Here is a 25,073-nt window from a genome sequence, read left to right as displayed (position 1 = left end):
TGTCATGACCGTATCCCGTTTTATCCTGCGCCAGTCCCTGGCCCTGAGCCTCATCGCCGTTGCCAGCAGCCTGTCGTGCCTCGCCGGCGCTGCCGAGCTGCCAGTCGGCACGGTGATTTCCGCTGCCAACCTCGACCAGATCAAGAACGACACATTTGAAGGGCACACCATTTCCAGTCTGCTCACCGAGAAGATGGAGTGGCGCATCCGCAACAGCGGCTGGAAATTGCCGCTGGCCAAGTCGAAGAACGTTGCGCTCGATCCTCGCTGGGTCGCGGCGACAGCGGCCAACGCCGGCAAGACCTCGATCAACAAGGAAGCCTGCCGGATCGATGGCTGGGGTGCCGGCGCTCCCTTCCCGAACATTGATGAGAAGGACCCTCAGGCGGCAGAAAAAATTGTCTGGAACTTCCACCTCGGCCAACTCATCGGTGACGTGTCCCAGGTGCAGAACTTCACCCAGCTGCTGATCGACGGCGGGCGCGGCATTCATGCCGAGCCGGTCGCCGAGTTTTCCCGGTACACCATGAAAGGTCGTCTGACCGGGGGGAGTTCAGTGGAAGGCGATGGTAGCGAGCGCGGTCGGCAGTTGCTGTACTTCAAGTCGCCGTCCGATATGAAAGGGCTCGGTACTTACACCGTCATGTACGACGACGCGAAGGTCAACGACGTGTGGGCCTACATCCCCGCGGTACGCCGGGTACGTCGCCTGTCCGGCGGGGCCTGGATGGATCCGGTCGGCGCTTCCGACCAATTGCAGGATGACCTGGAGGGCTTCAACGCCCGGCCTTGCTGGTATTCGCAATACAAACTGCTGGGCAAGCGCTGGGTGTTGGCGGCCGCGAATGGCAAGGTCGACTTGTGGAACACCCAGGGCACGTCTGCCCAGGAAAAATATGCGGTGCTGGAGAACCAGCCACCGTACTGGAACATGAACAACGACCTGTACGAGCCGCGTGAGGTTTATGTGGTCGAGGCCATCACGCCGTCGACCCACCCGTACAGCAAGAAAGTGCTGTACATGGAAACCAGATACCCACGCGTCCATTTCGCCGAAGCCTACAACCGCAAGGGCGAGTTCTGGAAGTTCATGGAGTGGCACACCGCCTACAACGCGGCCGACGGCGACATGCGCACCACCGGCAGCGCCGTGATCGACTTCCAGCGCAATCACGCCACGCTGTCATTGATCGACACGAAGACCTGGAAGACCAACTTCGACGCCAAGTCCAATGACTTCTCCCTGCAGGCCCTGCAAAAGGCGGGGCGCTAGTCCGCCTGCGCGCCCGGCCGTCGTGCGGTCGGGCACTCGTCTGAATTGCTCCACACCCACTCCAACCCACACAGATCAAACGGTCGGATGCCCCCCATGCGGGGTGTCACGACCAGAGGAGTCTAACCATGTCGATGATGAAAGCCGCGCGCCTGCACGAGATCGGCGGTCGATTCACTTTTGATGAAGTCCCCCTGCCGATACCCGGTGACCACGACGTGCTGGTCAAAGTCGAGGCCAGCGGGGTGATCCCCAATCTGAAGAACGTCACCACCCATTTCCCCGAGTGGTACCCGTTTCTGCCGCTGCCAACGCTGCCGGCGGTCTTCGGTCTCGACAGTGCCGGAACCGTTAGCGCGGTAGGCGCGAAGGTCTCGGCGTTCAAGCCCGGAGACCGCGTCTACGTCAATCCTGGCGTCGGCTGCGGCGAGTGTCGTTATTGCCGGCAGGGTGAGGCACCGCGCTGCGACGCTTATACCTTCCTGGGCTATTTCGGTTTCGGCCCCGGCTCGCAGGCGATTTTCAAGCGCTATCCCCACGCCGGCTATAGCCAGTACATGACTGCGCCGTCGACCAGTCTGGTGCGTCTGCCGCAGAAGCTGAGCTTCGCCCAGGCGACTCGCTTGGGCTACCTGGGCACGGCCTATTCGGCGATCCGCAAGTCAGCACTGCGGCCGGGGCAGAGCATCCTGATTCTCGGCGCCTCCGGTACGCTCGGGGTCGGTGCGACACTGCTCGCACTGGCGTTCGGCGCGGCACGCATCGTGGTCGCGGCGCGTGACGAGGAGGCTCTGGCCAGGCTCAAGCAATTGTCGCCTGAGCGCATCGTCACGGTATGCATCGGTGCCAACGACATCCAGGAACACGTGCGTGAGCTGGTTCCCGGGGGCGTCGATGTGATGCTCGATACCTTGGGCGCCAAGGCGCCGGCGACGCTGTCGGTGAATGCCATGCAAGCCGTCGCACGGGGTGGCCGGATCATCCAGATCGGCGGCGTCGCGGGTCCTGTTCCGATTGATCCGCACCCGTTCATGTGCGCTCAGTTGCAGTACATCGGCTCGCTGTGGTTCACCACCGCCGAGGGTGACGAGATGGCCCGCATGATCGAAGCCGGCAGTGTCGACCTGTCGTTACTGGAGGAGCGCCGCTATCCGCTCGAACAGCTCAACGAAGCACTCGAGGATATCCAGACCCAGGCCAACGGCTTCACCAACTTCCATATTGTTCACGCTTGAATATCCTGCCCGCGCCGCGAAGACCGGCGTGGGCCTCACACTTACTCGGAAGCATTCAGACAATGACAACAATGCGCATCGTGACTGGCCGAGACAGTTCCGGCAGTTCAGTCATCATCAGCAACGGCCCGCTCGCCGGCGCCGAATCCTTCACCCATTCCCCCGGATTTTCTGCCGCACTGATATGGCAGACCGAACCGCAGGCGCGCATCGTCGATTGGCCCGTCGACCCGACGCCGCAGGTGGTATCGGTAGTGCCGGGGCCGGGCGGTACCAGCGCGCTGCTGGTCACCTTTGCACCAGACAATCTCATCGGCATCGCCGACTTCGATCCAGTAGCTGCCGGGCTGGAGCTCTGTGCCCGACTACCAGGACTCGGTGAACGCTTCGAAGCGGACCATCCGGGTTTCCATTGCACCGACACCATCGACTACGGCGTAGTGCTCGAAGGTGAAGTCGACCTGGAGCTCGATAACGGGTGCACTAACCGGTTGCGCCAGGGCGATATCGTGGTGCAAATGGGTACTCGTCATGCGTGGCGTAACCCCGGTAACACTCCGGCTCGCCTGCTGTTCGTTCTGGTGGGAGCTACACGGTCGCCAAACCCGGTCTGAAAGGGCGTAAAACACCGTAAAACACGGGGTTTCGGACGCTTTTGTGGCGTTTGTCAGAAACAGCGGGGCGCTTGGCTTTCAGGGCATGCTTCTTGCCTTTTCATAACGTCGAACTGGCCTTGCGAAAATGCGCAGCGATCCAGCAGGAGTACACCACATTGCACGCCCGAGATTAGCCGAAAAAAACAATTAAGCGTGTTTGTCTTGCAGTAGCAAAGTTGTCTGCCCACAGCATTGGGCGGAGGGTAAAAGCAATGGAAAATCTGGTTTTTGCGGCAACAACGCCGCCCGAAACAGTCCTGTCCCGATTCGAAGTATGTCGCACTCAGGACATAGAAGAAGCCACTCAATGGGGGGAGCGCATTTTCTGCGCGAATCGCCTGCGCAGTATGAGTAGCAAGGGGGCGGTCAATACCAGCATCTACTATCGCCGATTGGGGGGCATCGGTATCGGTCGCATGAGCTACGGTGGTGATATCACCATCGAGCCAGGCGTCCTCGATTCTTTCGCGCTTATTCAGATGCCCATCCGTGGTCAGGAAATGATTGAGTACGGCAATCAACGGGTGCATTCCACACCGCAGCTCGGGTCGATTCTCAATACCCATGCACCGTTCAAGATTCATCATTGTCCCGGTACCGAGAAGCTGATCATTCGCGTCGAGCGCAGTTTGCTTGAACGGCATTGTCAGCAGCACCTGGGCCGCACGTTACGCAACACCATCGAGTTTCAACCGTCGATGCCGCTGGACACCGCCGAGGGTCGGCGCTGGATGCGCATGGTCGGCTGGCTCTACGACAGTCTGTCGGTCGATGAGGACATGCCTGCGCTGCTCACCGCACAGTTCGAAAATATCCTGGTCGACACGCTGCTGACGTGCCAGCCGCACACCTACAGCGTTGAGCTGTGCAGTGACCCGCGAACCTCTGTCACCCCATCGTTCGTCAAGCGCGTGGAACGCTTCATCGAAGATCACGCCCATGAGCCGATTTCGATCGTCGAGATGGCCGAGCATGTCGGGGTCAGCAGCCGCTCTCTGTTCACCGGCTTTCGCCGTTACCGCAACACCTCGCCGATGCTCTACCTCAAAGAGGTGCGCCTACGCCATGTCCACGAGGAGCTGCAGCGCCAGAGTCCTGGTTCCGTCACAGTGACCACTGTGGCTTTCCGCTGGGGTTTCAGTCATCTCGGCCATTTCACCACCGACTACAAGCGTCGCTTCGGCGAGAGCCCGTCGGAGACGCTGTCCCGCTGATTTCAATGGACAGGGATGTCCGCCCCTCTGACCTCTCTGCGCATTTTCTGCGCTGGCGGGATAAGCCGCACAGTCTCGGGAGCGTCAGCTGCGTCTCTACTTCCTAGGATGACCGTCAAGCGTGCCGTAGTGCGACGCCAATGTCCTGTCAGCCTTTTGGGAGTCCCCACATGTCCGAGCAACCCATCATTCGCCGTCGCGTGGTTAAAACCGGCATCAGCGATGCCCGCGCCAACAACGCCAAGACCCAGAGCCAGTACCAGCCGTACAAGGATGCTGCCTGGGGCTTCGTCAACCACTGGTATCCAGGGCTGTTCAGCAACGAGCTGGCTGAAGACCAGGTCGAGGGCATCCAGATCTGCGGCATCCCGATCGTTTTGCGCCGGGTCAATGGTCAGGTTTATGCCCTCAAGGACCAGTGTCTGCACCGTGGTGTGCGCCTGTCGGAGAAACCGACCTGCTTTAGCAAGAGCACCATCTCTTGCTGGTATCACGGATTCACCTTCGACCTCGAAAGCGGCAAGCTGGTGACCATCGTCGCCAACCCGGACGACAAGCTGATCGGCACTACCGGTATCACCACCTACCCGGTGCACGAGGTCAACGGCATGATCTTCGTCTTCGTCCACGAGGACAGCTTCCCCGATGAGGATGTACCACCGCTGGCCGACGACCTGCCGTTCCGTTTCCCGGAGCGCAGCGAGCAGTTCCCGCATCCGATGTGGCCGGCTTCTCCGGGCGTACTCGATGACAATGCGGTGGCGCTCGGCATGCACCGCACCGGTTTCGGCAACTGGCGGATCGCCTGCGAAAACGGCTTCGACAACGCTCACATCCTTGTGCACAAAGACAACACCATCGTCCACGCCATGGACTGGGTGCTTCCGCTCGGCCTGCTGCCGACCAGCGATGACTGCATTGAAGTGATCGAGGAGGAGAACGGTCCGAAAGGCATGATGCAATGGCTGTTCACCGACAAGTGGGCGCCGGTGCTGGAAAACCAGGAACTGGGCCTGAAAGTGGAAGGGCTCAATGGTCGCCCATACCGCACTTCGGTGGTGCTGCCCGGTGTCTTGATGGTGGAAAACTGGCCCGGCGAGCACATGACCCAATACGAATGGTATGTGCCGATCACCGATGATACCCATGAGTACTGGGAAATCATCGTGCGCGTATGCGACACCCCTGAAGAGCGCCAGAAGCACCAGCACCGCTTTGACCATGTGTACAAGCCGTTGTGCCTGCACGGCTTCAACGACTGCGACATCTATGCCCGCGAGGCGATGCAGAACTTCTATGCCGACGGTACGGGCTGGGATGACGAGCAACTGGTGGCCACCGACATTTCACCGATCACCTGGCGCAAGCTGGCTTCGCGCTGGAACCGCGGTATCGCCAAACCGGGACGTGGTGTGAAGGGCGCCGTGAAGGACACCAGCCTGATCTTCAAGGAAACCGCCGACGGTCACCGTCCGGGCTACAAGGTCCGGCAGATTGCCGAAGAGTGATGTGCTCAGCTGTCCGGTGCCTGCTGCCGGACAGCCTCAGGCGAGGGTATTTTCGATGGACAATGAATTCGCTTCCACCAGCCGCTGGGTCACCGTCGACGGCGTGCGTTTGCACTACCGTCTGGTCGATGGACCGGACGACAGCCTGCCGGTGATCTTTACCCATGGCGGAGGCCCGGGCAGTACTGCCTGGAGCAATTTCCGCCTCAGCGCCACGCCATTCGCGATGCGTCACACTTGTTACTTTCTCGACTTTGCGCAGTTCGGTGGCTCGGACATGGTGGCAGTCGACGGCCCGGTATTCAGCTGGCATGCGCGCAAGCTGCTGGGATTCATGGATGCCTTGGGCATCACTCAGGCGCACCTGGTCAATCAGTCGTTCGGTGGCTGCGTGGCGATCCGCCTGGCGGCCGATCATCCAGAGCGGGTCGCACGCCTGGTCCTGATCGGCTCGCAGCCGGTAGCACGCGGTGTGATGCAACCGCTGGCGCTATCCAGCAAGCATGCTGCGATGCTGATGAGCGATTACTTCTTCGCCAATGGCGGGCCGAGTCAGGACAAGATGCGCACGCTGATCCAGCGCTACGAGCTGCACGACGACGCTGCAATCGACGAGGAGAACCTGCGCCTGCGCTATGAAGCGAGTTGCAACCCGGGTTTGCGTGCGCTGTTCGAGCAGCCCGGCGCCTTCGGTGAACCGGAAGACCTGATGCCGCTGTTTGCTCGAGTGCAGGCACCGACCTTGATCCTCTGGGGGCTGCATGACTGGTTTGGTGGCATCGATGTACCGATGCTGATGGTCAACCAGTTTGCCGATGCTCGCCTGCATGTGATGGGCAACGCTGCCCACCACCTGCAGAGCGAACAGCCAGCAGAATTCAACGCGTTGGCATTGAATTTCCTTGGAGGCTACCGATGATCGGCAGTAGCGATCTGCACTATCTTGAGCTGCACGAACTGTCACTGCTGATTCGCACCGGCAAGCTCTCTCCGGTAGAAGTCACCGAGGCGCAGTTAGCGCGAATCGAACGGCTTGACGGGACGTTGCACGCCTTTGCCACGGTCACTGCGCAGCGGGCGCTCGACCAGGCACGCGAGGCGGAACGCGAACTGTCGCGTGGCGAATGCCGTAGCCCGCTGCATGGCATCCCGCTGGCGGTAAAGGACTTGCTGCACACGGCCGGCGTGCCCACGGCAGCGGGCATGCCGATTCACCAGGCATTCATCCCGCAGGAAGATGCCACCGTCGTCACCCGCTTGCGCGAGGCGGGGAGTGTGCTGCTTGGAAAGCTGCAGATGACGGAGGGTGCTTTCGCCATCCATCACCCGGACCTGCCCACGCCGATCAATCCCTGGCATCCGGGCCATTGGGCCGGCGCTTCTTCCAGTGGAAGCGCAGTGGCCACTGCCGCGGGTCTGTGTTATGCCTCAATTGGCAGCGACACCGGTGGCTCCATCCGTTTCCCTTGCGCAGCCAATGGCCTCACAGGGCTCAAGCCGACCTGGGGTCGGGTCAGCCGTCATGGTTGCTTCGAGCTGGCCGCGAGCCTTGACCACATCGGTCCCATCACCCGCAGCGCACGCGATGCCTTGTTCCTGCTATCGACCATCGCCGGCCACGATCCCAAGGACCCCACTTCGTTGCCCAGCGTTTGCCTGGAGGTGCCCGGCATCGAGGATTCGTTCCGCGGCCTGCGCGTCGGCATTGACGAGGCCTGGTTGAGTGATGGTGTCGACCCGGTGATTCAGCAAGCACTGGAACGGATCATGGCGATTGTCCGTGATGGCGGTGGCACGCTGCAGCGCGTGTGTATGCCGGACACCCGTGCGGTGAGCGGCAACTGGGAGGCTCACTGCGGCGTGCAGACTGCCGTTGCACACGCCGCCACTTACCCGCAACGTGCAGCGCAATACGGTCCGGCACTGAGCCGACTGATTGACGGTGGGCGAGCGCTCAGTGGCATGGACTACCAACGCGTACTGCTCGACGCGCAGCGTTTCAGCGGTGAGTTGGACTACGTGCTGAACGACGTCGACCTGCTGCTCGCCCCGGTACAGCCCTACGCTGCGCCGACCCACGAACAGCTGGCCAGCCTGGCTCTGGACCCGGAGGCCAATCGCCGGCTGATCCAGTTCACGGCACCGTTCAACGTCAGCGGTCACCCCTGTATCAGCCTGCCTTGCGGCTTCACCGACGATGGCCTGCCGATCGGTTGCCAGTTCATTGCCGGCCGGGGCGGTGAGGCCGTGTTGTGTCGCGCAGGTATGGCTGTGCAAAAGGTTACCGACTGGCACCGACGGCGTCCTGCCGGTCTCTGATGACTCCTTGGTTTGCCCGTGCCATTTGGCACGGGTTTTTTTTGCATGCGTTGTGCCAGCAGGATTTTGCGCTGTCGGGATAAGCCTGTAGCCCAAGGGAGCGCCGACACCCACCAAGGCTTTCTATGATCGGCCCATGTCAATAATCCGGCCGCTTACGGCCGTAGCCCGATGCCTGCCAGGGAGCCGAACTCTCATGAACGATAAACAGCACCAAGTCACTGTCAATTTCTCCGATGGCGTCAGCCGTAGCTTTAGCGTCGCCGAGCAAACCAACATTCTTGATGCCGCGCTCGCAGCGGAAATTCCATTGCTCTATCAATGCCGTTCCGGCAGCTGTTCAAGTTGTATCGCCCAACTCGCAAGCGGCGATGCGTGCACCCGCCCGGGCGCCAGCTCGACGCTGCTGGCCAGCGAGTACAGCGCCGGACAGCGCCTGCTGTGCCTCTGCCAAGCGCAGTCCGACTGCACTTTCGATGTCGCTTACAGCAGCGAAGTCGGCTCCAGCACGGCGCAGCAAGTGCACGTCTTCGTCAACGCTGTCGAGCGTATTGCCAGCAATGTGATGCGCCTGACCCTGGAGTTGGCCGATGGCGACTGGCTGGAATTCCGACCCGGCCAGTTCATGCAGATTGAAGTGCCCGGTTATGGCGTGGTGCGCAGTTACTCACCCTCGAGCACTGCAGCGCAGCTGCCGACGCTGGAGTTCCTGGTCCGCCTGTTACCGGGCGGCGCCATGTCCAGCTATCTGGAAGAGAAGGCTACGAATGAGGACGTGCTGACGCTGAGCGGCCCTTATGGCGCGTTTTTTCTGCGCGAGGAGAAACGTCGCGCGCCACATATTTTCGTCGCCGGTGGCACCGGCCTGGCGCCGATTCTGTCGATGATCGATGCCTTGCGCCAAGGTAGCGGACGCAAGCCGCCGATGCTGCTCAGCTTCGGTTGCGCGGTCCCGGACGCGCTGTTCTGTCTCGAGGACATTGAACTGCGCCAGCAATGGCTGCCAAGCCTTGAGGCGCGGATCTGTGTCGATCGCGAGCCGCGTGACGGCCTGCACCAGGGCAGCCCGGTCAGCGCGCTGCGCGAGGGCGATGTGAGTGCCGACACGGTCGCCTATCTCTGCGGCCCGCAGCCGATGATCGATGCCGCTACAACGCGGCTGATCGAGCTGGGCGCCAATCCCGCGAACATCTTCGCCGAACAGTTTGTCGCCAGCCACTAAGGAACCCGCCATGCAATCCACCATGCAATCCACTGCGGCCGTCAACTTCTCCACCGAGCAAATGAAGTGGTATGAACAGGCCTGCGCCAGGATCGACCCCAAACGCCTGCAGAACCTGTTGTACACCATCACCAACATCCATAGCCCTACCGGTGCGGCCCGTGCAGCCAGCGAGCACATGAAGGGCTACCTCGAAAACATTGGCATGGCCGCACGTTACCAGCCAATGAGTTTCACCAGTGGCAATGTGTTGGCCGAACTGCGCGGCAGCGGCGGCGGCGCCAGCGTTCTCTTGTATTCACCGATCGATACCCACCTGGAGCTGGACGAAGCCGAGAAGATCCTCACCGGTCCCGCCGACGAAGCGGACATGCAGCCATCGGCGCAGCAGATCGACGACTGGGTTTTCGGCCTTGGCGCTTCCAATCCCAAGGGCATGATCGCGACCCTCACCGAGGTGGCCACTGCACTGATCGAGGCCGAAATACCGCTGGTAGGCGACCTGCTGGTCGGCCTGGCCGATGGCGGCATGCCGGTGGACATTTCCGCCCGCCAACATGCCGGTATGTCCAACGGTGTGACACACCTGATCAACCGTGGCGGAGCGCCTGACTTCGCGATCGTGATGAAGCCGTGGAACTGGGTCTATCACGAGGAACCAGGCATGGGCTGGTTCAAGCTGCGTGTGTACGGAACCCTCGGCTATGCCGGTGTCCCGCGCGGCACGCCGGGTTTCCGTAGCTCGGTAGTGCCGGCGGCGACGGTGATCCAGGACCTCGAGCAGTGGATCATTGAGTATGCCGAGCGCAACACGTCCGGGCAGATCAAGCCGCACGGCTGGATCGCCGGGGTGCGCGGTGGCAATCCGGAACGCCCGGCCTTTCCATCGGCGGTTACCGAGATCTTCTTCGACGTGCGGATCAACCCGCGCACCAGCCCCGCCGAGGTCAAGACGCAGTTTGCCGAGTTCGTCCGCGATCTGCAGGCGCGACGCCCGGAACTGGTCCTCGACTGGGAGATGTACGGCTCGGTGGCCGGCGGTAGCACCGATGCACAGAACTGGATCGTGCAGTCCGCCCGGCGTGGCTGGGAGCATATCGAGCGGCGTCCCCATGGCGAGGCCGACCTGCTCGGTGGGCAGACCGACGGTGCCGCGCTGCGTCGTCTCGGCATCCCCACTGCGCGCATCGGCTGGCCATGGCCGGCCGAAGGTGCACCGCTGCCGGTCGCCGAGGGGCTTGGGGGCATGGGCGCGACCTACATCCCGGATCTGCTGCCGTGCGCCAAGAAAATCATGTACGCACTGATCGATACCCTGACCCGGCCTCGTAGCGAGTTGGGCCTGTAGTCAGCGACTCGAGTTCTTTGATGGTAATTTTGGCCATGAAATGGGTTCCCCCTACTTTTCCCCCCACAAAAACGTCGGCTCTTGATGGGTGTTCCTGGACACTCGTAGAGCAGAACACCGCTGGAGCTCAAGTAAATACTGGATTCGAAGAATCCAGGGTGAAATTTTGGAGTCTTTCAAGAAGTATGCAAAAGGAGATGGGGGGTATGACTCACCCACATAGGTAACAAAACAGTTCAAGCACATAGGTAACAGTTTTTAACTGGCACTGGTCGATTCCGAGGATCTGACCATGCCGCCGCAATCAGCTGATCCAGTTCTGCCGCCGAGTAGTGACTGGTGATGCTTCCGTTCTTGTGGCCGAGCAGCGCTTTCCGATCTTCCTCTGTCACGCCTGCCGCACGCAGCCTTCTCCCAAAGGTGTGCTTCAAGTCGTGAATGCGGATTCTGGCAAAGCCGTCATATGCCGGCCGCAAGAACTTCTCCTGCCACTTCTTCGCCGCCCTGATCCGTGCCTTCTTCCAGGCTGAGTCATTCATGCGGTGAACGGTCGTTTCATTTCCCTCGCGATCTGGCTTGCCAAACGGGAACACGTAGAGCGGATGCTTGCCGCGCTGCTTCTCGATCACTGACTTGGCCACGTCATTCATCACGACCAGACGCTCGTCTCGGTTCTTCACCCCAGACCGGGCACTTCTTCTCCCGAACCCAGCTGGGATCAGGAACACACTCGTCCCCAAATTCCGGTACCGCAATCTCCCAATTCCACTGAAGCTTGCAAACTTCCTGCTCCCGGCACCCCGTGTTGACCTTGAACATGGTCATGGTCTGAAGGTGCGCCGGAAGCTCCGCGAACAGGATCGACTGCTCTTCCCACGAAAACGGGTAGGGTTTTCGGCTGTTCGTTTTCTCGTCCAGTAGAGAGATCATCGGTACAACGTCGAGCAATGGCCGGCGTTCCTCGTCACGCCACTTGCGTGCACACAGGTTCAAAACCCTGATCACCCGCTGCAGTGCAATGGTCTAAGCGACCGGCGCCCAGGGATTAGGTGCAGGCAGACATTGCTTGCTTTTTGGAGGCCAATTGCTGCGGGCGCCGCTAGATTTTTCCCTGTGGCGCCGGGTCCATTTATGAGGTCAGGGGCTTTAGCTCCGCCTGCTTCCAACACACTATACTTACTGCAATACCCTTAATCCCTAACCGCCCTCAGGGATTATCCTTTCAAAGGAGCATGATCGTGAAACAGCTCCTGGCCTTAGTCCTCGCGACCTCCATCAGCCTGCCTCTGATGGCTGCTGAGACCGCCCCTGCAGCAAGCGCCGCAGTGCCCAGCGCTACCTCAAGCCTGACGCTGTCGACTCCACTCGTCGGTGGCGTAACGGTTGGCACTGGCCTGGCAATCAGCGCCGGTGTTATCGCTGCTGGTGTCGCCATCTCCAGCGGCGGCGGTAGTGGTGGCAACGACGCCACCCCGGGCACCGGCGGCACTTCAGGTACCAGCGGAACTACTGGCACGACCGGCACCACCGGCACCACCCGGTAACAGCCCCCTTGTTGATGTCGCAGGGCGTTAACTGACTCGGTCTGTTGCAATTGGGAGTTTCAAAGGTCTGTATCAGTGGCGCGGAGAGCACATCATATGTGGCGAGGGGGATCGCGATCAGCTCGGCTCCTGCAAAAATAACCTGCTGCCGGCGCCCAAGGATTAGGCGCCGTATTGGGAGTCAGGTTGTTCGTTCGGCAGGACGCCGGGGAGGAGGGCCGATAGGGCTCAGTGACTTTTCGAGTGACTTTGTAAAACACGGTTGCGCACTGTTGGGCATCGTTGCAGCGAGCGCCAAGCGCGAAGCCTTGTGTTTGGCGGGTTCCAGCGGTCTCCGCTTGCATGGGGTGCCTGGGGTCGAGTGTTCGAATCACTACGTCCCGACCATATTATTCAATGACTCAGGCCAATGTTCACAGCATTGGCCTTTTTCATGTGCGTGACTTTTGCGCGACTCCTCGATTTTTCACGCCTGCTTTCTCTTCAAGATTGTCAGCACCGGTCCACGCGAATCGGTTGCTGATACCATGTTCGCAGCTTCAATCAAATGCTTGAGCTCGGCGCCCGAGTAGTGACTGGTGATGCTGCCATTCTTGTGGCCCGGAAGTGCCTTGCGGTCTTCCTCGGTGACGCTTGCTGCGCGTAGCCGACGGCCAAGCGTGTGTTTGAGGATCATGAATCCTTATGGATGCATAACCTGGGTGAGCGGGGCGAAGGTTTTCCTCCTGCCAGAGTTTCGCCGCTCTCACCCGCGCCTTCTTCCAGGCTGAGTCGTTCATCCGGTGCATCGCGGTGTCCTTGCAAGGAAAAACTCATTTCTTACTCAGGCCTCGCTGCAGGTCGATGATCGACTTCGCCACGTTGTTGAGCACGACCAGTCGCTCAATGTGGGTCAGCGGCATGTCGCCTATGAACGGCTCCAGTCAAATGCGATGGGCGCAAATATTGCTCGCAGATGACCTTGTGCACAGAGGCCAAAAACTTTCTGCAAAATTGTCCCGGAATGGAAATGGACGGAGACCACGACGGGATACCTTGTGAGACGCAGGGGTGCCGGTGACTATTCGCCGTTCACTGGCAGGCTATATGGTTTAATGAGAGGAATTCTTAATGGAGATGTTGCTATGGAAAAGGCGTTTCGAAACCCGTTGTTTTTAACCGGGCTGCCGCTGGCGATCTGCGGCGTTGCTTTCACCGCGCCCGGCCTTTGGATTCCTGGGTTGGTACTGATGATTGCGGGTTGGGCAAAGGGAAACAAGCGGGCCTGACTTCATCGACGTGGTCCCTTGTAGATGAGCCCGAGCATGTAGAGCGGGGCGAAGATCATGGCGCACCTCACTGGGCTTTTCGGTCAGGTTCCAGTTGGTGTTGTTGCTCTGGCTGTGATCGGCCTCGACCAGCCCATCGCGTGCGCTGCGGTGACCATCACCGGGCCAATCAGCGTCAGTTCACCCTTGACTGAAACGACACTTGAGATGTCGCACTGGAGGACGTAGTCCTCGATGATCACTTCACAGGTCATGGTCGCCTCCAGATTGGCGGGGGGTTGATCCAGCAAAACTCGGCTGCACTCATCCATTCCGCTGGTTGCCGTTGGGCGCGCAGGGGAGTGCATGCGGGGGGTGTCGGATGTTTGATTCGGGTGTCGAGAGGGCTGTTTGAACTATCTGAAATTGTGCGCAATCAAACGGATACAGCGACAGGCATTGTTTGTCTGGAGAAGATCTGATGAAACGCACAACTGCATTAATTCTGGTGGTGTCAGCAACCCTTCTGCTCGGTGGCTGCTGGCCGTATTATCGGCATCATGATGGTCACGGAGGTGACCATGGGCGCTACTACGGTGGTGACCGCGGAGGTCAGGAGTATCACCGGTATTAGTAAGTAGGAGAGCCAGCGAGTGGTTTCCAGCTACTGGGTCATGGTGTCCGGTGTCAGCGAGAGCAGCAAGGGAAGCTCCTGGAGCCCTGTTTTCAATCAGCGCCGACAAGTTGTGAGTTGACCGGCGAGCAGGAATGGAAATACGCGGCCCCTGTTGGCTAATTCTCGGAGAGGATTCGACTCCAGCACGGCCAGTCCAGCGCTATTAATGCCGTCAGCCTGTAGATAGGACTTGATAGCGTGGCTTGGAGTCATTCAAGTCCATCCCCAGGAGATATCACTTTTTCAGCGATTTACTGCTGGAAGGAATATGCAGGTAAGACATCACGCTTTCGGTCAGTTCGGTCGCCAGCTTGACGGCTTCTTTATTGCGAGCCATCACACCCGCCACCAATCCTTCGATCAATGCGAGCACGGCGATGTTGGAACTGGTCAATACTGGATGGTCGGCGGGGGCAAATAGCACGTGTTCGGCAATGCTGGTGAGAGGTGATGCAGGTGAGTCGGTGATTGCCAGCACCGAGGCGCCGCGTTCATTGGCAAAACGTGCGAGTTGCAGGGTGTCGAGGGAATAGCGCGGCAGGGAGATCGCCAGCAATACATCCTGGTCGGTGATTGCGGCCAGACGGTAAGCGGCGTTTTCGTTTCCGCCCTCCATGCTGATCGCGGTGGCGTCCGCACAGAAGGGCATCAGGGTCGAGGCGGCGAGACCAGCGAAATAGACACTGTTGCCAAAGCCCAGGATGTAGATTTTGCGCGCTTTGATCAGGCGAGTGACGAACGCTTCGAAGGTGTCTGCATGGTTATTGGTCGCAGCCGAGGCGAGGTTGCTGCTGGCGCTCTGGATTTGCTCATGCAGGCCAAATGCGCCACCGGGACGATGCGCCAGTTCGTTGCGCAGTTTGTCGACCGGCGACACCATCTGCTGCAACGTCGCGACCAGCTCGGCTTTCATGCCGGTGTAGCCCCCCAGGTTCAGAGCCTTGGCCAAACGATTCACCGCGGCTGGCGAGGTGGATGTTTCATGAGCCATTTCTTCGATAGTCAGCGTCGCGGCCTTTAGCGGATGACGCAGGATAAAATCCGCCACCTTGCGCAGTGAAGGCGGTAACTCAGAAACGATTTCCGCCAGTTTGCGCATCACCGGCGCGGCATAGACCGTGGTGTTTTTCGTGGGGGTCGGCATGTCCGGCTCAACAATTCCTGAGGGTTAGAGAGGGCTGGCTGGAGTGTATCCGAAGCCGCGGGCCGGTCGGTTAAGCAATTTCAGCCACAACGCATACCTTGTAGCAGCTGGCGAAGCCTGCGTTCGGCTGTGCAGCAGCCGTAAAACCTGAGCGCACGGTATATCTGACGCATCGCATTGGCTGATTTCACGACTGCTGCGCAGCCGAACGCAGGCTTCGCCAGCTGCTACGGACTGTGTTGCGGCTCAGGTTATTTCAGACTTCCGGCCAGAAATTGCTGGAGACGCTCGGACTGTGGATTGACCAGCACTTCACGCGGACTGCCGCGCTCTTCGACCAGCCCCTTGTGCAGAAACACCAGTTGATTGGATACCTCGCGGGCAAAGCCCATTTCGTGGGTCACGACCACCATGGTGCGTCCTTCGAGTGCGAGATCCTGCATGACTTTAAGTACTTCGCCGACCAGCTCGGGGTCGAGTGCCGAAGTCGGTTCATCGAACAGCATCACTTCAGGTTCCATGGCCAGTGCACGGGCAATTGCCACACGCTGTTGCTCACCACCGGACATATGAGCCGGCCAGGCGTCCATGCGGTGCGCCACGCCGACTTTGTTCAGGTAGTGCTCCGCTTTTTCCCGGGCTTCTTTCTTGTTCATGCCCAGCACATGCACCGGAGCTTCCATGACGTTTTCAAGGGCACTCATGTGCGACCAGAGGTTGAAGTGCTGAAACACCATCGATAGCCGCGAACGCATGCGCTGCAGCTGCTTGGGTTCGGCAGCCTTGAGCCCGCCGAGTTTATTGGTCACCAGCTTGAGCTGCTCGCCATTGAGGACGATATTGCCGGCGTTGGGTTGCTCCAGCAGGTTGATGCAACGCAGGAAGGTGCTTTTACCAGAACCACTGGAGCCGATAATACTGATGACGTCACCGGCTTTCGCTTCCAGGGACACGCCCTTGAGCACTTCGTGGGCGCCGTAGCTTTTGTGAAGATCCTGAATTTCAAGTTTGTACATGGTTTCAACTCTCTGGAATCAGTCGCTGAGCAAGCGGCCTTGGCGAATAGGGGTACTGCCGGCCACTTTGGCCAACCACAATCCGGGCTGGGCGAAGCGCAGGCGTTCGCGGGCATACAGGATGCCGTCGGTGCTGGCGTGCACCACGCTGTGGTGATCGGTCAACGGATCAATCACTTCGAACAGTGGATCGCCGACCTTGACATGGGCACCCAACGGTTGCAGATAACTCACCACCCCCGGGTGCGGCGCATAGGCATACTGCGCGCCGGCGAACGGTGTCGCTTCACAGCGGCTCGGTGGCGCGGCAGGCCAGTCTCCGTTGATCAGGCCTTGCTCGGCGAGATAGCCGAGAATGGCCTGCGCACTGTCGACGCATTGCTCGCGCCCGGTGTCAGCCATGCCGCGCAATTCAATCGTGGTGGCCACGCACGCCAACGGAATATTGGCTTGAGGAAAGTGCTTGGCCAGGTGCAGCCAGGGGATTGCGCAGGCTTCATCGAAGGCGTTGCCTCCTGCAGCCTCGGCCAGCAGGGCCACGCCAGCGCCGAGGCGGGCGGCCAATGAGCGCAAGCGTGACCAGTTTTGCGGCATGGCATACAGCAGCATGATCGACTCGAAGTCGCAGTGCAGATCCAGCACCACATCGGCATCACAAGCATGCTGCATCAACAGGCGCCGCAAGCCATCGAGTTCCGATGTCGGTTCCGGCATGTTGGTGAGGGCATCGCTCATGGCGCGACGGATCAGTGCGATGTTGGCGTCGGCATCGTCGCCCAGTCGACCTTCCAGTTGCTGCGCTACTGCCTCGGCGAGCTCCGGGAAGTCGCGATTGAAATTCTTCCCGCTGGAGAACTCGAAACGACCCTGGTGGGTGGCCTGGAACATCTGGGCGATACCAATCGGATTGGCCATCGGCACCAGCTCGATCACTCCGCTCAGGCGACCTTGCTCTTCCAGTTCTTGCAGACGGCGCTTGAGTTCGACCGCGACGCGCATCCCCGGCAGCTCGTCGGCATGCAGGGAGGCCTGGATGTATGCCTTGCGCGGCCCGCTGCCAAAACGAAACAGCGACAACTTTCGTTCTGTGCCCGAGGCACTCCACGGCAAAAGGTATTGAATGTGCTTCATAAAGCTCCTTAGTGCTTGCGCGGTGCCAGATAGGCCAGCCAGCGGCGCTCGGCCAGCTTGAACAGGCGAACCAGGATGAAGGTCAGGGCCAGGTAGATCAGGCCGGCAGTGATGAACGCCTCGAATGGCAGATAGAAGCGCGAACTGACGGTTCGCGCGGCTCCGGTGATATCCACCAGCGTGACGATGGACGCCAGGCTGGTGGTCTGCAGCATCATCAGCACTTCGTTGCTGTACTGCGGCAGCGCCCGGCGCAAGGCCGACGGCAGGAGAATGCGGCGGTACAGGGTCAGGCGCGACATGCCCATGGCCCGGGCCGCTTCGATCTCACCGTGAGGCGTGGCTTTCAAACTGCCGGCCAGGAGTTCCGCGCTATAGGCACTGGTATTGATCGCAAAGGCCAGGCAGGCACAAAAGGTTGCACTGGACAGGTAAGGCCAGAGCGCGCTTGTACGTACCGCTTCGAACTGCGCGAGGCCGTAATAGATCAGGAACAATTGCACCAGCATCGGCGTGCCGCGAATCACGTAGGTGTAGAGCCAGGCCGGGGCGTTGATCAGCGGTGACCGGGACACTCGCATCAGCGCCAATGGAATCGCCAGCACCAGGCCAGCGGCCAGGGAAATCAGCAGCACCTTCAGGGTCACCCATGCACCGTTGAAATACAGCGGCAGGTTCTCCCAGATCAGGTTGTAGTCGAGAATCATGGGGTTGCTCCCAATCACAGTTCGGCGGCTTTGATGCCGACCGAGTAGTGTTTTTCCAGATAGCGCAGGACCAGCAAAGACAGGCTGGTCAGCATCAGATAAAGCGCCGCTACCGCGAGGAAAAACGTAAATGGCTCATGGGTGGCGTCCGCGGCGTTCTTGGCTTTGAACATCATGTCCTGCAAGCCGATCACCGAGATCAACGCGGTGGATTTGGTCAGCACCAACCAGTTGTTGGTGAACCCGGGAATGGCGAAACGAATCATCTGCGGCACCAGAATCCGCCAGAACACTTGCGTGCTACCCATGCCATAGGCCGCGCCAGCCTCGGCTTGACCTTTAGGGATTGCCATAAAGGCACCCCGAAAGGTTTCCGAGAGATAGGCGCCGAAAATGAAGCCCATGGTGCAGACGCCGGCGATAAAGGGATTGATATCGATGTAGCGGGTGTAGCCGAATGAGAGCGCAATGCGGTTCACCAGATCCTGCCCGCCGTAGAAGATCAGCAGAATCAGCACCAGATCGGGAATACCGCGAATCAGGGTTGTATAACCTTCGCCCAGCACCGCCAGCCATTTAAACGGCGACAAACGAAAGGCGGCGCCGATCAGGCCCAAGGCAATCGCCATGGTCATGGAGGTCAGGGCCAGGTTAATGGTCAGCCAGGCGCCATCGAGAATGCTCGATCCGTAGCCGTGAAGCATGATGAAGTTCCTCAAACGAGCGCCGGGAGGCGCGCGAGACAAGTCCAAAGCGGCGCCTGCGGGGAGCCGGCGCCAGGGTTGCGGGTCAGCGTTTATTCGCCGTAGATATCGAACGCGAAGTACTTGGCCATCACTTGCTGGTACTTGCCATTGGCGCGGATGGCGTCAATCGCTGCACTCAGGCGTGCAACGTTCGCACTGTCGCCTTTACGCACCGCGATCCCGGCGCCTCTGCCGAAATATTTCGGGTCGTTGATGTCCGGCCCAGCCAGCGCGAAACCTTTACCGGCCGGTGTTTTGATAAAGCTCTCATCGGTGTTGACGATGTCGGCGAGCGTGGCGTCCAGGCGACCCGCTGCCAGGTCAAGGAAGGCTTCATTTTGTGATCCGTAGCGCACCACCTCGACCCCGGCTTTCTCAAGCTGCTCGGTGGCGAAACGGTCATAGGTCGAGGAGCGTTGCACGCCGAGTTTCTTGCCTTTGAGATCGACCAGCGGGTCGTTGATCACGTTGCCGGCCTTCATCGCGAACTTGCCCGGCGTGTGGTAGTACTTTTTGCTGAAATCGACCGACTTCATTCGGTCTTCAGTGATCGACATCGACGACAGCACAGCATCGATCTTGCGCACTTTCAGCGACGGGATCATGCCGTCGAACTCCTGGATGACCCACTCGCATTTGACCTTCATCTCTTCGCACAGCGCGTTGCCAATGTCGTAATCGAAACCACTGACGTTGCCCTCTGGCGTCTTGAAGGAGAAGGGTGGGTAGGCCGCTTCGATACCGATACGCAGGCTGTCGTCGTCGGCGTGTGCCAGGAAGCTTGCGACGCACAGTGCCAGAGCACCTAGAAGTTCTGTCTTGTACATATTGTTGACTCCTTGGATGGGGCGTTTGGGTGGTAGGGAGGGCTGCCGTCCGGTCTGGCAATGTGGACTGTCCCGATAATTCACGAGGGTATAAATGACACAATAAATTTCACAAATCAATATGTGTGAAAAAAATCATATCAAAGCGAGGCGGCACGCAGGGTACTGGTGGACGGTTACCCCCGATGCCACCGAACCTTTGAACAAAAAAAACGGGCGCCGAAAAGGCGCCCGTTTTTTATTCCAGTACCAAGGTTTTTGCGCTGTCGGGATAAGCTCACACTGGATTCTGGTCCAGTCCGGAGTACTGCGCTGTCCTTAGCGTCGATCCAGCCAAACCGTTTGTGCATTACAGAACTCGCGCACCCCGAAATGCGAGAGCTCCCGGCCAAAGCCACTCTTCTTCACACCTCCAAAGCTGACACGCGGATCGCTGGCGCTATAGCCGTTGATGAACACGCCGCCGGTTTCAAGTTCGCCGGCCATCTGCCGGGCGAGTTCGACATTGCGCGTGTAGAGGGTGGCGGTGAGACCGAATTCACTGTCATTGGCCAACTCCAGCGCATGGGCTGCGTCTCTGGCTGTGATGATCGAAGCCACAGGACCAAACAATTCCTGTTTGAATGACGTCATCTGATCGGTCACATCGCCGAGTACAGTGGGTTCGTAGTAGTTGCCGGTGCCTTCGACCTTCTTTCCACCCATCAACAACGTCGCGCCTTCTTCCAGTGTGTCGCGCACCTGTTGGTCCAGTTCGTCGCGCAGATCGAAGCGCGCCATCGGGCCGATGTAAGTGGTGGTGGCGAGTGGATCGCCGACGACCAGTCGTTGGGTGGCCTCGACGAACTTGCGGGTAAATTCCCGGGCAATGCCTTGCTCGACAATCAGGCGTTTGGCGGCGGCGCAGACTTGTCCGGTGTTTTGATAACGCCCGATCACGGCGGCTTTCACTGCCTCATCGAGGTCGGCGTCGTCGAGCACAATAAATGGGTCGGAGCCGCCCAATTCCAATACGCACTTCTTCAGTGCTGCGCCGGCCTGAGCGCCGATGGCCATGCCGGCACGCACGCTACCGGTGAGGGTGACAGCCGCGATACGTGGATCGGCGATCGCCCTGGATACACCCTCCGGTGTGACATTGATAACCTCGAAAACACCTTCAGGAAAGTCCGCTTGCCGGAAGGCTTCCAGCAGCAGGTAGGCGCTGCCCATGACGTTTGGTGCGTGCTTGAGCACGTAGGTATTGCCTGCGAGCAACGTGGGGACCGCGCCGCGCAGGACTTGCCAGATGGGGAAGTTCCACGGCATGACGGCGAGAATCGGGCCGAGGGGGCGATATTCAATGCGTGCCTTGCCGCCTTCAACCAGGGTTGGCTCCGAGCTCAGCATGGCGGGGCCGTGTTCGGCGTACCACTCGCAGAGCTGTGCACATTTTTCAATTTCACCGCGGGCCTGGGCAATCGGCTTGCCCATTTCCAGGGTGATCATGTTCGCCATGGCCTCGGCATTGTTGCGCAAGGCCTGGCCGAGGTTGATCAAAAGCTGCGCGCGTAGTTCAACCGGTTCGCTGCGCCAGGCGCGAAACCCGGTAGCGGCCCGCGTCAGCGCGGCCTGCAGTGCCGAATCGGATTCGAAAGGGTAATGGCCGATCTGCTCGCCCGTGGTCGGGTTGATCGAAATGGCATGGGTAAGGCTGGAAACGTTGGTCATGGCACCGTCCTGCGAGGTAGGAATGTGCTCAGGTTATGGGGGTATACGTTTTCTGGAAACTGAATAATACTGAGCATAATGTTCACGTTTGGAGAATGACTTGGATCTGGTTCAGCTCGAAATTTTCAAGGCTGTCGCCGAGCACGGCAGCATCAGCTTGGCCGCCCAGCATATCCACCGGGTGCCATCGAATCTGACGACCAGAATCAAGCAGCTTGAGCTGGACCTGGGTGTGGATCTGTTTATCCGCGAGAAGAGTCGCCTGCGCTTGTCGCCGGCCGGATGGAGTTTCCTGGATTACGCTCGACGAATTCTCGACCTGGTCCAGGAAGCGCGGGCCACAGTAGCGGGTGAAGAACCGCAAGGAGCCTTCGCCCTGGGTTCGCTGGAAAGTACGGCAGCGGTACGTATTCCAGAGCTATTGGCCGCCTATAACCAGAAACACGCCAAGGTCGAACTGGACCTGTCCACCGGCCCTTCCGGGACGATGATCGATGGGGTGCTGTCGGGGCGGCTGGCCGCGGCATTTGTCGATGGTCCGGTGTTGCATCCGGCACTGGAGGGTGTGCCGGCATTCGAAGAGGAAATGGTCTTGATCGCACCCCTCAATCATGACCCGATTCATCGGGCGAAGGATGTGAATGGTGAAAACATCTATGCCTTCCGCTCCAACTGCTCCTATCGCCATCATTTCGAAAGCTGGTTCGCCAATGGCGCGGCGGTACCCGGCAAGATTTTCGAAATGGAGTCCTATCACGGCATGCTGGCCTGCGTCAGCGCCGGTGCCGGCCTGGCGCTGATGCCCCGCAGCATGCTCGAAAGCATGCCGGGATGCACGACGGTCAGCGTCTGGCCGTTGTCGGAGTCTTTCCGCTATTTACGCACCTGGCTGGTGTGGCGCAGGGGGACGGTGTCGCAGAGCCTCACGATGTTTGTGCGCTTGCTCGAGGAGCGCGGTGTCGTGTTGATCGATAAATAGTGGAAAGTTAACGGTCTGTGCTGAAAAACAGGATAATGGCGGCCAAATCGTTTAGCTCGTTATTCTGGTAATCGCGCATGGAAATCAAGGTCAACTTTCTCGACAACCTTCGACTTGAGGCCAAGTTCGACGACTTCACGGTGATTGCCGATCAACCCATTCGCTACAAGGGCGATGGCTCGGCACCGGGGCCGTTCGATTATTTCCTGGCTTCGTCGGCGTTGTGTGCGGCGTACTTCGTGAAGTTGTATTGCGAAACTCGCAATATCCCCACCGAAAATATCCGCCTGTCGCAAAACAACATCGTTGACCCGGAAAACCGCTACAACCAGATTTTCAAGATTCAGGTCGAGTTGCCTGCGGACATCTCCGCCAAGGACCGTCAGGGGATCTTGCGCTCCATTGACCGTTGCACGGTAAAGAAGGTGGTGCAAACCGGGCCTGAGTTTGTGATTGAAGAGGTCGAAAACCTCGACGCCGATGCCCAGGCGTTGCTGATGCCGCACTCGACCAGCGAAGCGGGCACCTACATTGTGGGCAAGGACCTGCCGCTGGAGCAAACCATCGCCAACATGTCGGGCATCCTGGCCGACCTGGGCATGAAGATTGAAATCGCTTCGTGGCGCAATATCGTTCCCAATGTGTGGTCGCTGCACATCCGCGATGCGCACTCGCCAATGTGTTTTACCAACGGCAAAGGCGCGACCAAAGAAGGTGCGCTGGCATCGGCACTGGGCGAGTTTATCGAGCGGCTCAACTGCAACTTCTTCTACAACGATCAGTTCTGGGGTGAAGACATCGCCAATGCGGCGTTTGTGCATTACCCGGACGAGCGCTGGTGCAAGCCTGGCCCGAAGGACGAACTGCCGACCGAAATCCTCGACGAGTACTGCCTGAAGATTTACGACCGGGATGGCGAGTTGCGTGGTTCGCATCTGTACGACACCAACTCCGGCAACACCCAGCGGGGCATTTGTTCACTGCCATTTGTGCGTCAGTCGGACAATGAGGTGGTGTACTTCCCGTCCAACCTGATCGAAAACCTGTTCCTGAGCAATGGCATGAGCGCTGGCAACACGCTGGCCGAAGCGCAGGTGCAGTGCCTGTCCGAGATCTTCGAGCGTGCGGTCAAACGCGAAATCCTCGAAGGCGAAATGGCACTGCCGGATGTGCCGCAGGAAGTACTGGCGAAATACCCGGGCATCCTGGCGGGTATCCAGGGCCTGGAAGAGCAGGGCTTCCCGGTGCTGGTCAAGGATGCATCGCTGGGCGGGGAGTTCCCGGTGATGTGCGTCACCTTGATGAACCCGCGTACAGGTGGCGTGTTTGCCTCGTTCGGCGCGCACCCAAGCCTGGAAGTGGCGCTGGAGCGCAGCCTGACGGAACTGCTGCAAGGCCGCAGCTTCGAAGGCCTGAACGATCTGCCTCAGCCGACCTTCGAAGGTCAGGCGGTGACTGAGCCGAACAACTTCGTCGAGCACTTTATCGATTCCAGCGGTGTGGTCTCGTGGCGCTTCTTCAGTGCCAAGCCGGATTTCGAATTCGTTGAGTGGGATTTCTCCGGTCAAGGCGAAAACTCGAATGTCGAAGAGGCCGCGACCTTGTTCGGCATTCTCGAAGACATGGGCAAAGAAGTGTACATGGCGGTCTATGAGCACATCGGCGCCAAGGCCTGCCGCATTCTGGTGCCGGATTACTCGGAAATTTATCCGGTAGAAGATTTGATCTGGGATAACACCAACAAAGCGCTGCAGTTCCGCGCCGACATCCTCAACCTGCACAGTCTGAGCAAAGTCGGCCTGAGAACGCTGGCCAAGGGATTGGAAAACAGCGAGCTGGATGATTACACCGACATCACCACCTTGATCGGCATCGAGTTCGACGACAACACGCCTTGGGGCAAGTTGACGATCCTGGAGCTGCGGCTGCTGATTTATCTCGCTTTGCAGAAGTTTGACCAGGCGAAGGATCTGGTGGAAGCCTTCTTGCAATACAACGACAACACCGTCGAGCGCGGTTTGTTTTATCAAGCCGTGAACGTCGTGCTGGAAATGCAGCTGGACGATGATCTGGAACTGAGCGACTACGAGGTCAACTTCCGCCGGATGTTCGGTAACGAACGGATGGATGCGGCGATAGGGTCCGTGGATGGCAGTGTACGTTTCTATGGCCTGACGCCGACGAGCATGAAACTGGAAGGGCTCGACAGGCACCTTCGTCTGATCGACAGCTACAAAAAGCTGCACATGGCGCGGGCGAGGGTGGCGGCCTTGTACAGCTGATAGCGATAACAAAAAAGCACCTTGGGTGCTTTTTTGTTTTTTGGAGGCAGGCTAATCGCCTGTACGCGGTGGTCTCGTTTTTTGGCTCTGTCATGGGCTGTTGCTGCCTATGAGGAGGCCCTTCTATATAGACGGGCGTTTGGGCTAATGCCAGTCAGTCAAGCGGTAATGCGATCTGTAGCAGCTGCCGAGCCCGCGAGGCTGCGTTCGGCTGCGAAGCAGTCGTGAGTCCAGCTGACGCGGCCTGCCTGACGTACCGCAATGACTGATTTTACGACTGCTTCGCAGC

21 protein-coding genes and 3 pseudogenes are annotated in these 25,073 nt (G+C 59.4%); 14 read left to right on the top strand and 10 right to left on the bottom strand.

The window, feature by feature from the left end:
* Positions 1-4: 4 nt before the first annotated feature.
* The 9 genes from AB4Z35_RS08290 to AB4Z35_RS08250 all read left to right on the top strand — a co-directional run bounded on the left by AB4Z35_RS08290 (position 5) and on the right by AB4Z35_RS08250 (position 10,775).
* Positions 5-1,273 (top strand): DUF1329 domain-containing protein, encoded by a 1,269-nt coding sequence (locus AB4Z35_RS08290; RefSeq protein ID WP_442096629.1) that lies wholly within the window; start codon positions 5-7, stop codon positions 1,271-1,273.
* 128 nt (positions 1,274-1,401) lie between these two features.
* On the top strand, positions 1,402-2,508 hold the full coding sequence (locus AB4Z35_RS08285) for an alcohol dehydrogenase catalytic domain-containing protein (RefSeq protein ID WP_442096628.1): 1,107 nt from the start codon (positions 1,402-1,404) through the stop codon (positions 2,506-2,508).
* A 62-nt stretch (positions 2,509-2,570) separates the two neighbouring features.
* Positions 2,571-3,122 (top strand): cupin domain-containing protein, encoded by a 552-nt coding sequence (locus AB4Z35_RS08280; RefSeq protein ID WP_007994906.1) that lies wholly within the window; start codon positions 2,571-2,573, stop codon positions 3,120-3,122.
* A 254-nt stretch (positions 3,123-3,376) separates the two neighbouring features.
* Positions 3,377-4,378, top strand: a complete 1,002-nt coding sequence (locus tag AB4Z35_RS08275) for an AraC family transcriptional regulator (protein WP_442096627.1) — start codon at positions 3,377-3,379, stop codon at positions 4,376-4,378.
* Between the two features lie 170 nt (positions 4,379-4,548).
* Positions 4,549-5,886 carry a Rieske 2Fe-2S domain-containing protein gene (locus AB4Z35_RS08270; RefSeq protein ID WP_442096626.1) on the top strand — a complete coding sequence of 446 codons (1,338 nt, stop codon included), beginning with the start codon at positions 4,549-4,551 and terminating at the stop codon, positions 5,884-5,886.
* A gap of 55 nt (positions 5,887-5,941) precedes the next feature.
* Positions 5,942-6,805, top strand: coding sequence for an alpha/beta fold hydrolase (locus tag AB4Z35_RS08265; protein WP_442096625.1), 864 nt, complete (start codon positions 5,942-5,944; stop codon positions 6,803-6,805).
* Positions 6,802-8,205 carry an amidase gene (locus AB4Z35_RS08260; RefSeq protein WP_442096624.1) on the top strand — a complete coding sequence of 468 codons (1,404 nt, stop codon included), beginning with the start codon at positions 6,802-6,804 and terminating at the stop codon, positions 8,203-8,205. Before AB4Z35_RS08265 ends, AB4Z35_RS08260 begins: the two co-directional genes overlap by 4 nt.
* A gap of 196 nt (positions 8,206-8,401) precedes the next feature.
* Positions 8,402-9,427 carry an FAD-binding oxidoreductase gene (locus AB4Z35_RS08255; RefSeq protein ID WP_442096623.1) on the top strand — a complete coding sequence of 342 codons (1,026 nt, stop codon included), beginning with the start codon at positions 8,402-8,404 and terminating at the stop codon, positions 9,425-9,427.
* A 10-nt stretch (positions 9,428-9,437) separates the two neighbouring features.
* Entirely contained in the window at positions 9,438-10,775 is a 1,338-nt protein-coding gene (locus AB4Z35_RS08250) for an acetylornithine deacetylase (RefSeq protein WP_442096622.1), read from the top strand.
* A gap of 293 nt (positions 10,776-11,068) precedes the next feature.
* Here the strand turns inward: AB4Z35_RS08250 and AB4Z35_RS08245 are convergent.
* A pseudogene (locus AB4Z35_RS08245) lies at positions 11,069-11,795 on the bottom strand (tyrosine-type recombinase/integrase); the annotation flags it as partial.
* 212 nt (positions 11,796-12,007) lie between these two features.
* Between AB4Z35_RS08245 and AB4Z35_RS08240 the strand changes: the two are divergent.
* A complete protein-coding gene (locus tag AB4Z35_RS08240) occupies positions 12,008-12,319 on the top strand; it encodes a hypothetical protein (protein WP_442096621.1) in 312 nt (103 codons plus the stop codon).
* 466 nt (positions 12,320-12,785) lie between these two features.
* On the opposite strand, the pseudogene AB4Z35_RS08235 reads toward AB4Z35_RS08240, so the two are convergent.
* A pseudogene (locus AB4Z35_RS08235) lies at positions 12,786-13,203 on the bottom strand (tyrosine-type recombinase/integrase); the annotation flags it as partial.
* A gap of 29 nt (positions 13,204-13,232) precedes the next feature.
* On the opposite strand from AB4Z35_RS08235, the pseudogene AB4Z35_RS08230 reads away from it, so the two are divergent.
* Together AB4Z35_RS08230 and AB4Z35_RS08225 are read left to right on the top strand one after the other, a co-directional pair.
* Positions 13,233-13,379, top strand: a pseudogene (locus AB4Z35_RS08230) (excalibur calcium-binding domain-containing protein); the annotation flags it as partial.
* Between the two features lie 64 nt (positions 13,380-13,443).
* On the top strand, positions 13,444-13,587 hold the full coding sequence (locus AB4Z35_RS08225; RefSeq protein ID WP_008003762.1) for a hypothetical protein: 144 nt from the start codon (positions 13,444-13,446) through the stop codon (positions 13,585-13,587).
* An 83-nt stretch (positions 13,588-13,670) separates the two neighbouring features.
* Here the strand turns inward: AB4Z35_RS08225 and AB4Z35_RS08220 are convergent, their stop codons facing one another.
* The 8 genes from AB4Z35_RS08220 to AB4Z35_RS08185 all read right to left on the bottom strand — a co-directional run bounded on the left by AB4Z35_RS08220 (position 13,671) and on the right by AB4Z35_RS08185 (position 21,523).
* A complete protein-coding gene (locus AB4Z35_RS08220; protein WP_442096620.1) occupies positions 13,671-13,841 on the bottom strand; it encodes a hypothetical protein in 171 nt (56 codons plus the stop codon).
* Positions 13,842-14,477: 636 nt separating this feature from the next.
* A complete protein-coding gene (locus AB4Z35_RS08215) occupies positions 14,478-15,386 on the bottom strand; it encodes a MurR/RpiR family transcriptional regulator (protein WP_442096619.1) in 909 nt (302 codons plus the stop codon).
* Between the two features lie 251 nt (positions 15,387-15,637).
* On the bottom strand, positions 15,638-16,402 hold the full coding sequence (locus tag AB4Z35_RS08210) for an ABC transporter ATP-binding protein (RefSeq protein ID WP_008003768.1): 765 nt from the start codon (positions 16,400-16,402) through the stop codon (positions 15,638-15,640).
* Positions 16,403-16,420: 18 nt separating this feature from the next.
* A complete protein-coding gene (locus tag AB4Z35_RS08205) occupies positions 16,421-17,533 on the bottom strand; it encodes a succinylglutamate desuccinylase/aspartoacylase family protein (RefSeq protein ID WP_442096618.1) in 1,113 nt (370 codons plus the stop codon).
* A gap of 8 nt (positions 17,534-17,541) precedes the next feature.
* Positions 17,542-18,240 (bottom strand): ABC transporter permease, encoded by a 699-nt coding sequence (locus tag AB4Z35_RS08200; RefSeq protein WP_442096617.1) that lies wholly within the window; start codon positions 18,238-18,240, stop codon positions 17,542-17,544.
* Positions 18,241-18,254: 14 nt separating this feature from the next.
* A complete protein-coding gene (locus tag AB4Z35_RS08195) occupies positions 18,255-18,944 on the bottom strand; it encodes an ABC transporter permease (RefSeq protein ID WP_442096616.1) in 690 nt (229 codons plus the stop codon).
* Positions 18,945-19,036: 92 nt separating this feature from the next.
* Positions 19,037-19,813 carry an ABC transporter substrate-binding protein gene (locus tag AB4Z35_RS08190; protein ID WP_442096615.1) on the bottom strand — a complete coding sequence of 259 codons (777 nt, stop codon included), beginning with the start codon at positions 19,811-19,813 and terminating at the stop codon, positions 19,037-19,039.
* Between the two features lie 318 nt (positions 19,814-20,131).
* Positions 20,132-21,523 (bottom strand): aldehyde dehydrogenase family protein, encoded by a 1,392-nt coding sequence (locus tag AB4Z35_RS08185; RefSeq protein ID WP_442096614.1) that lies wholly within the window; start codon positions 21,521-21,523, stop codon positions 20,132-20,134.
* Between the two features lie 100 nt (positions 21,524-21,623).
* On the opposite strand from AB4Z35_RS08185, the gene ptrR reads away from it, so the two are divergent.
* Both ptrR and AB4Z35_RS08175 read left to right on the top strand, forming a co-directional pair.
* The gene (gene ptrR / locus AB4Z35_RS08180) at positions 21,624-22,502 is read left to right on the top strand and encodes a putrescine utilization regulator PtrR (RefSeq protein WP_442096613.1); all 879 of its coding nucleotides are present in this window, start codon (positions 21,624-21,626) and stop codon (positions 22,500-22,502) included.
* 77 nt (positions 22,503-22,579) lie between these two features.
* A complete protein-coding gene (locus AB4Z35_RS08175; RefSeq protein WP_442096612.1) occupies positions 22,580-24,784 on the top strand; it encodes an OsmC domain/YcaO domain-containing protein in 2,205 nt (734 codons plus the stop codon).
* Positions 24,785-25,073: the final 289 nt, after the last annotated feature.

Source organism: Pseudomonas sp. KB_15 (genome assembly GCF_052114525.1).
Taxonomy (GTDB): Bacteria; Pseudomonadota; Gammaproteobacteria; order Pseudomonadales; family Pseudomonadaceae; genus Aquipseudomonas.
This window is presented reverse-complemented; position numbering and strand designations above follow the sequence as displayed.

Bases quoted from the DNA above. Each gene is read 5' to 3' on its own strand.
- AB4Z35_RS08290 (WP_442096629.1), top strand. From the start codon at position 5: ATGACCGTATCCCGTTTTATCCTGCGCCAGTCCCTGGCCCTGAGCCTC.
- AB4Z35_RS08285 (WP_442096628.1), top strand. From the start codon at position 1,402: ATGTCGATGATGAAAGCCGCGCGCCTGCACGAGATCGGCGGTCGATTC.
- AB4Z35_RS08280 (WP_007994906.1), top strand. From the start codon at position 2,571: ATGACAACAATGCGCATCGTGACTGGCCGAGACAGTTCCGGCAGTTCA.
- AB4Z35_RS08275 (WP_442096627.1), top strand. From the start codon at position 3,377: ATGGAAAATCTGGTTTTTGCGGCAACAACGCCGCCCGAAACAGTCCTG.
- AB4Z35_RS08270 (WP_442096626.1), top strand. From the start codon at position 4,549: ATGTCCGAGCAACCCATCATTCGCCGTCGCGTGGTTAAAACCGGCATC.
- AB4Z35_RS08265 (WP_442096625.1), top strand. From the start codon at position 5,942: ATGGACAATGAATTCGCTTCCACCAGCCGCTGGGTCACCGTCGACGGC.
- AB4Z35_RS08260 (WP_442096624.1), top strand. From the start codon at position 6,802: ATGATCGGCAGTAGCGATCTGCACTATCTTGAGCTGCACGAACTGTCA.
- AB4Z35_RS08255 (WP_442096623.1), top strand. From the start codon at position 8,402: ATGAACGATAAACAGCACCAAGTCACTGTCAATTTCTCCGATGGCGTC.
- AB4Z35_RS08250 (WP_442096622.1), top strand. From the start codon at position 9,438: ATGCAATCCACCATGCAATCCACTGCGGCCGTCAACTTCTCCACCGAG.
- AB4Z35_RS08240 (WP_442096621.1), top strand. From the start codon at position 12,008: ATGATCGTGAAACAGCTCCTGGCCTTAGTCCTCGCGACCTCCATCAGC.
- AB4Z35_RS08225 (WP_008003762.1), top strand. From the start codon at position 13,444: ATGGAAAAGGCGTTTCGAAACCCGTTGTTTTTAACCGGGCTGCCGCTG.
- AB4Z35_RS08220 (WP_442096620.1), bottom strand. From the start codon at position 13,841: ATGACCTGTGAAGTGATCATCGAGGACTACGTCCTCCAGTGCGACATC.
- AB4Z35_RS08215 (WP_442096619.1), bottom strand. From the start codon at position 15,386: ATGCCGACCCCCACGAAAAACACCACGGTCTATGCCGCGCCGGTGATG.
- AB4Z35_RS08210 (WP_008003768.1), bottom strand. From the start codon at position 16,402: ATGTACAAACTTGAAATTCAGGATCTTCACAAAAGCTACGGCGCCCAC.
- AB4Z35_RS08205 (WP_442096618.1), bottom strand. From the start codon at position 17,533: ATGAAGCACATTCAATACCTTTTGCCGTGGAGTGCCTCGGGCACAGAA.
- AB4Z35_RS08200 (WP_442096617.1), bottom strand. From the start codon at position 18,240: ATGATTCTCGACTACAACCTGATCTGGGAGAACCTGCCGCTGTATTTC.
- AB4Z35_RS08195 (WP_442096616.1), bottom strand. From the start codon at position 18,944: ATGCTTCACGGCTACGGATCGAGCATTCTCGATGGCGCCTGGCTGACC.
- AB4Z35_RS08190 (WP_442096615.1), bottom strand. From the start codon at position 19,813: ATGTACAAGACAGAACTTCTAGGTGCTCTGGCACTGTGCGTCGCAAGC.
- AB4Z35_RS08185 (WP_442096614.1), bottom strand. From the start codon at position 21,523: ATGACCAACGTTTCCAGCCTTACCCATGCCATTTCGATCAACCCGACC.
- AB4Z35_RS08175 (WP_442096612.1), top strand. From the start codon at position 22,580: ATGGAAATCAAGGTCAACTTTCTCGACAACCTTCGACTTGAGGCCAAG.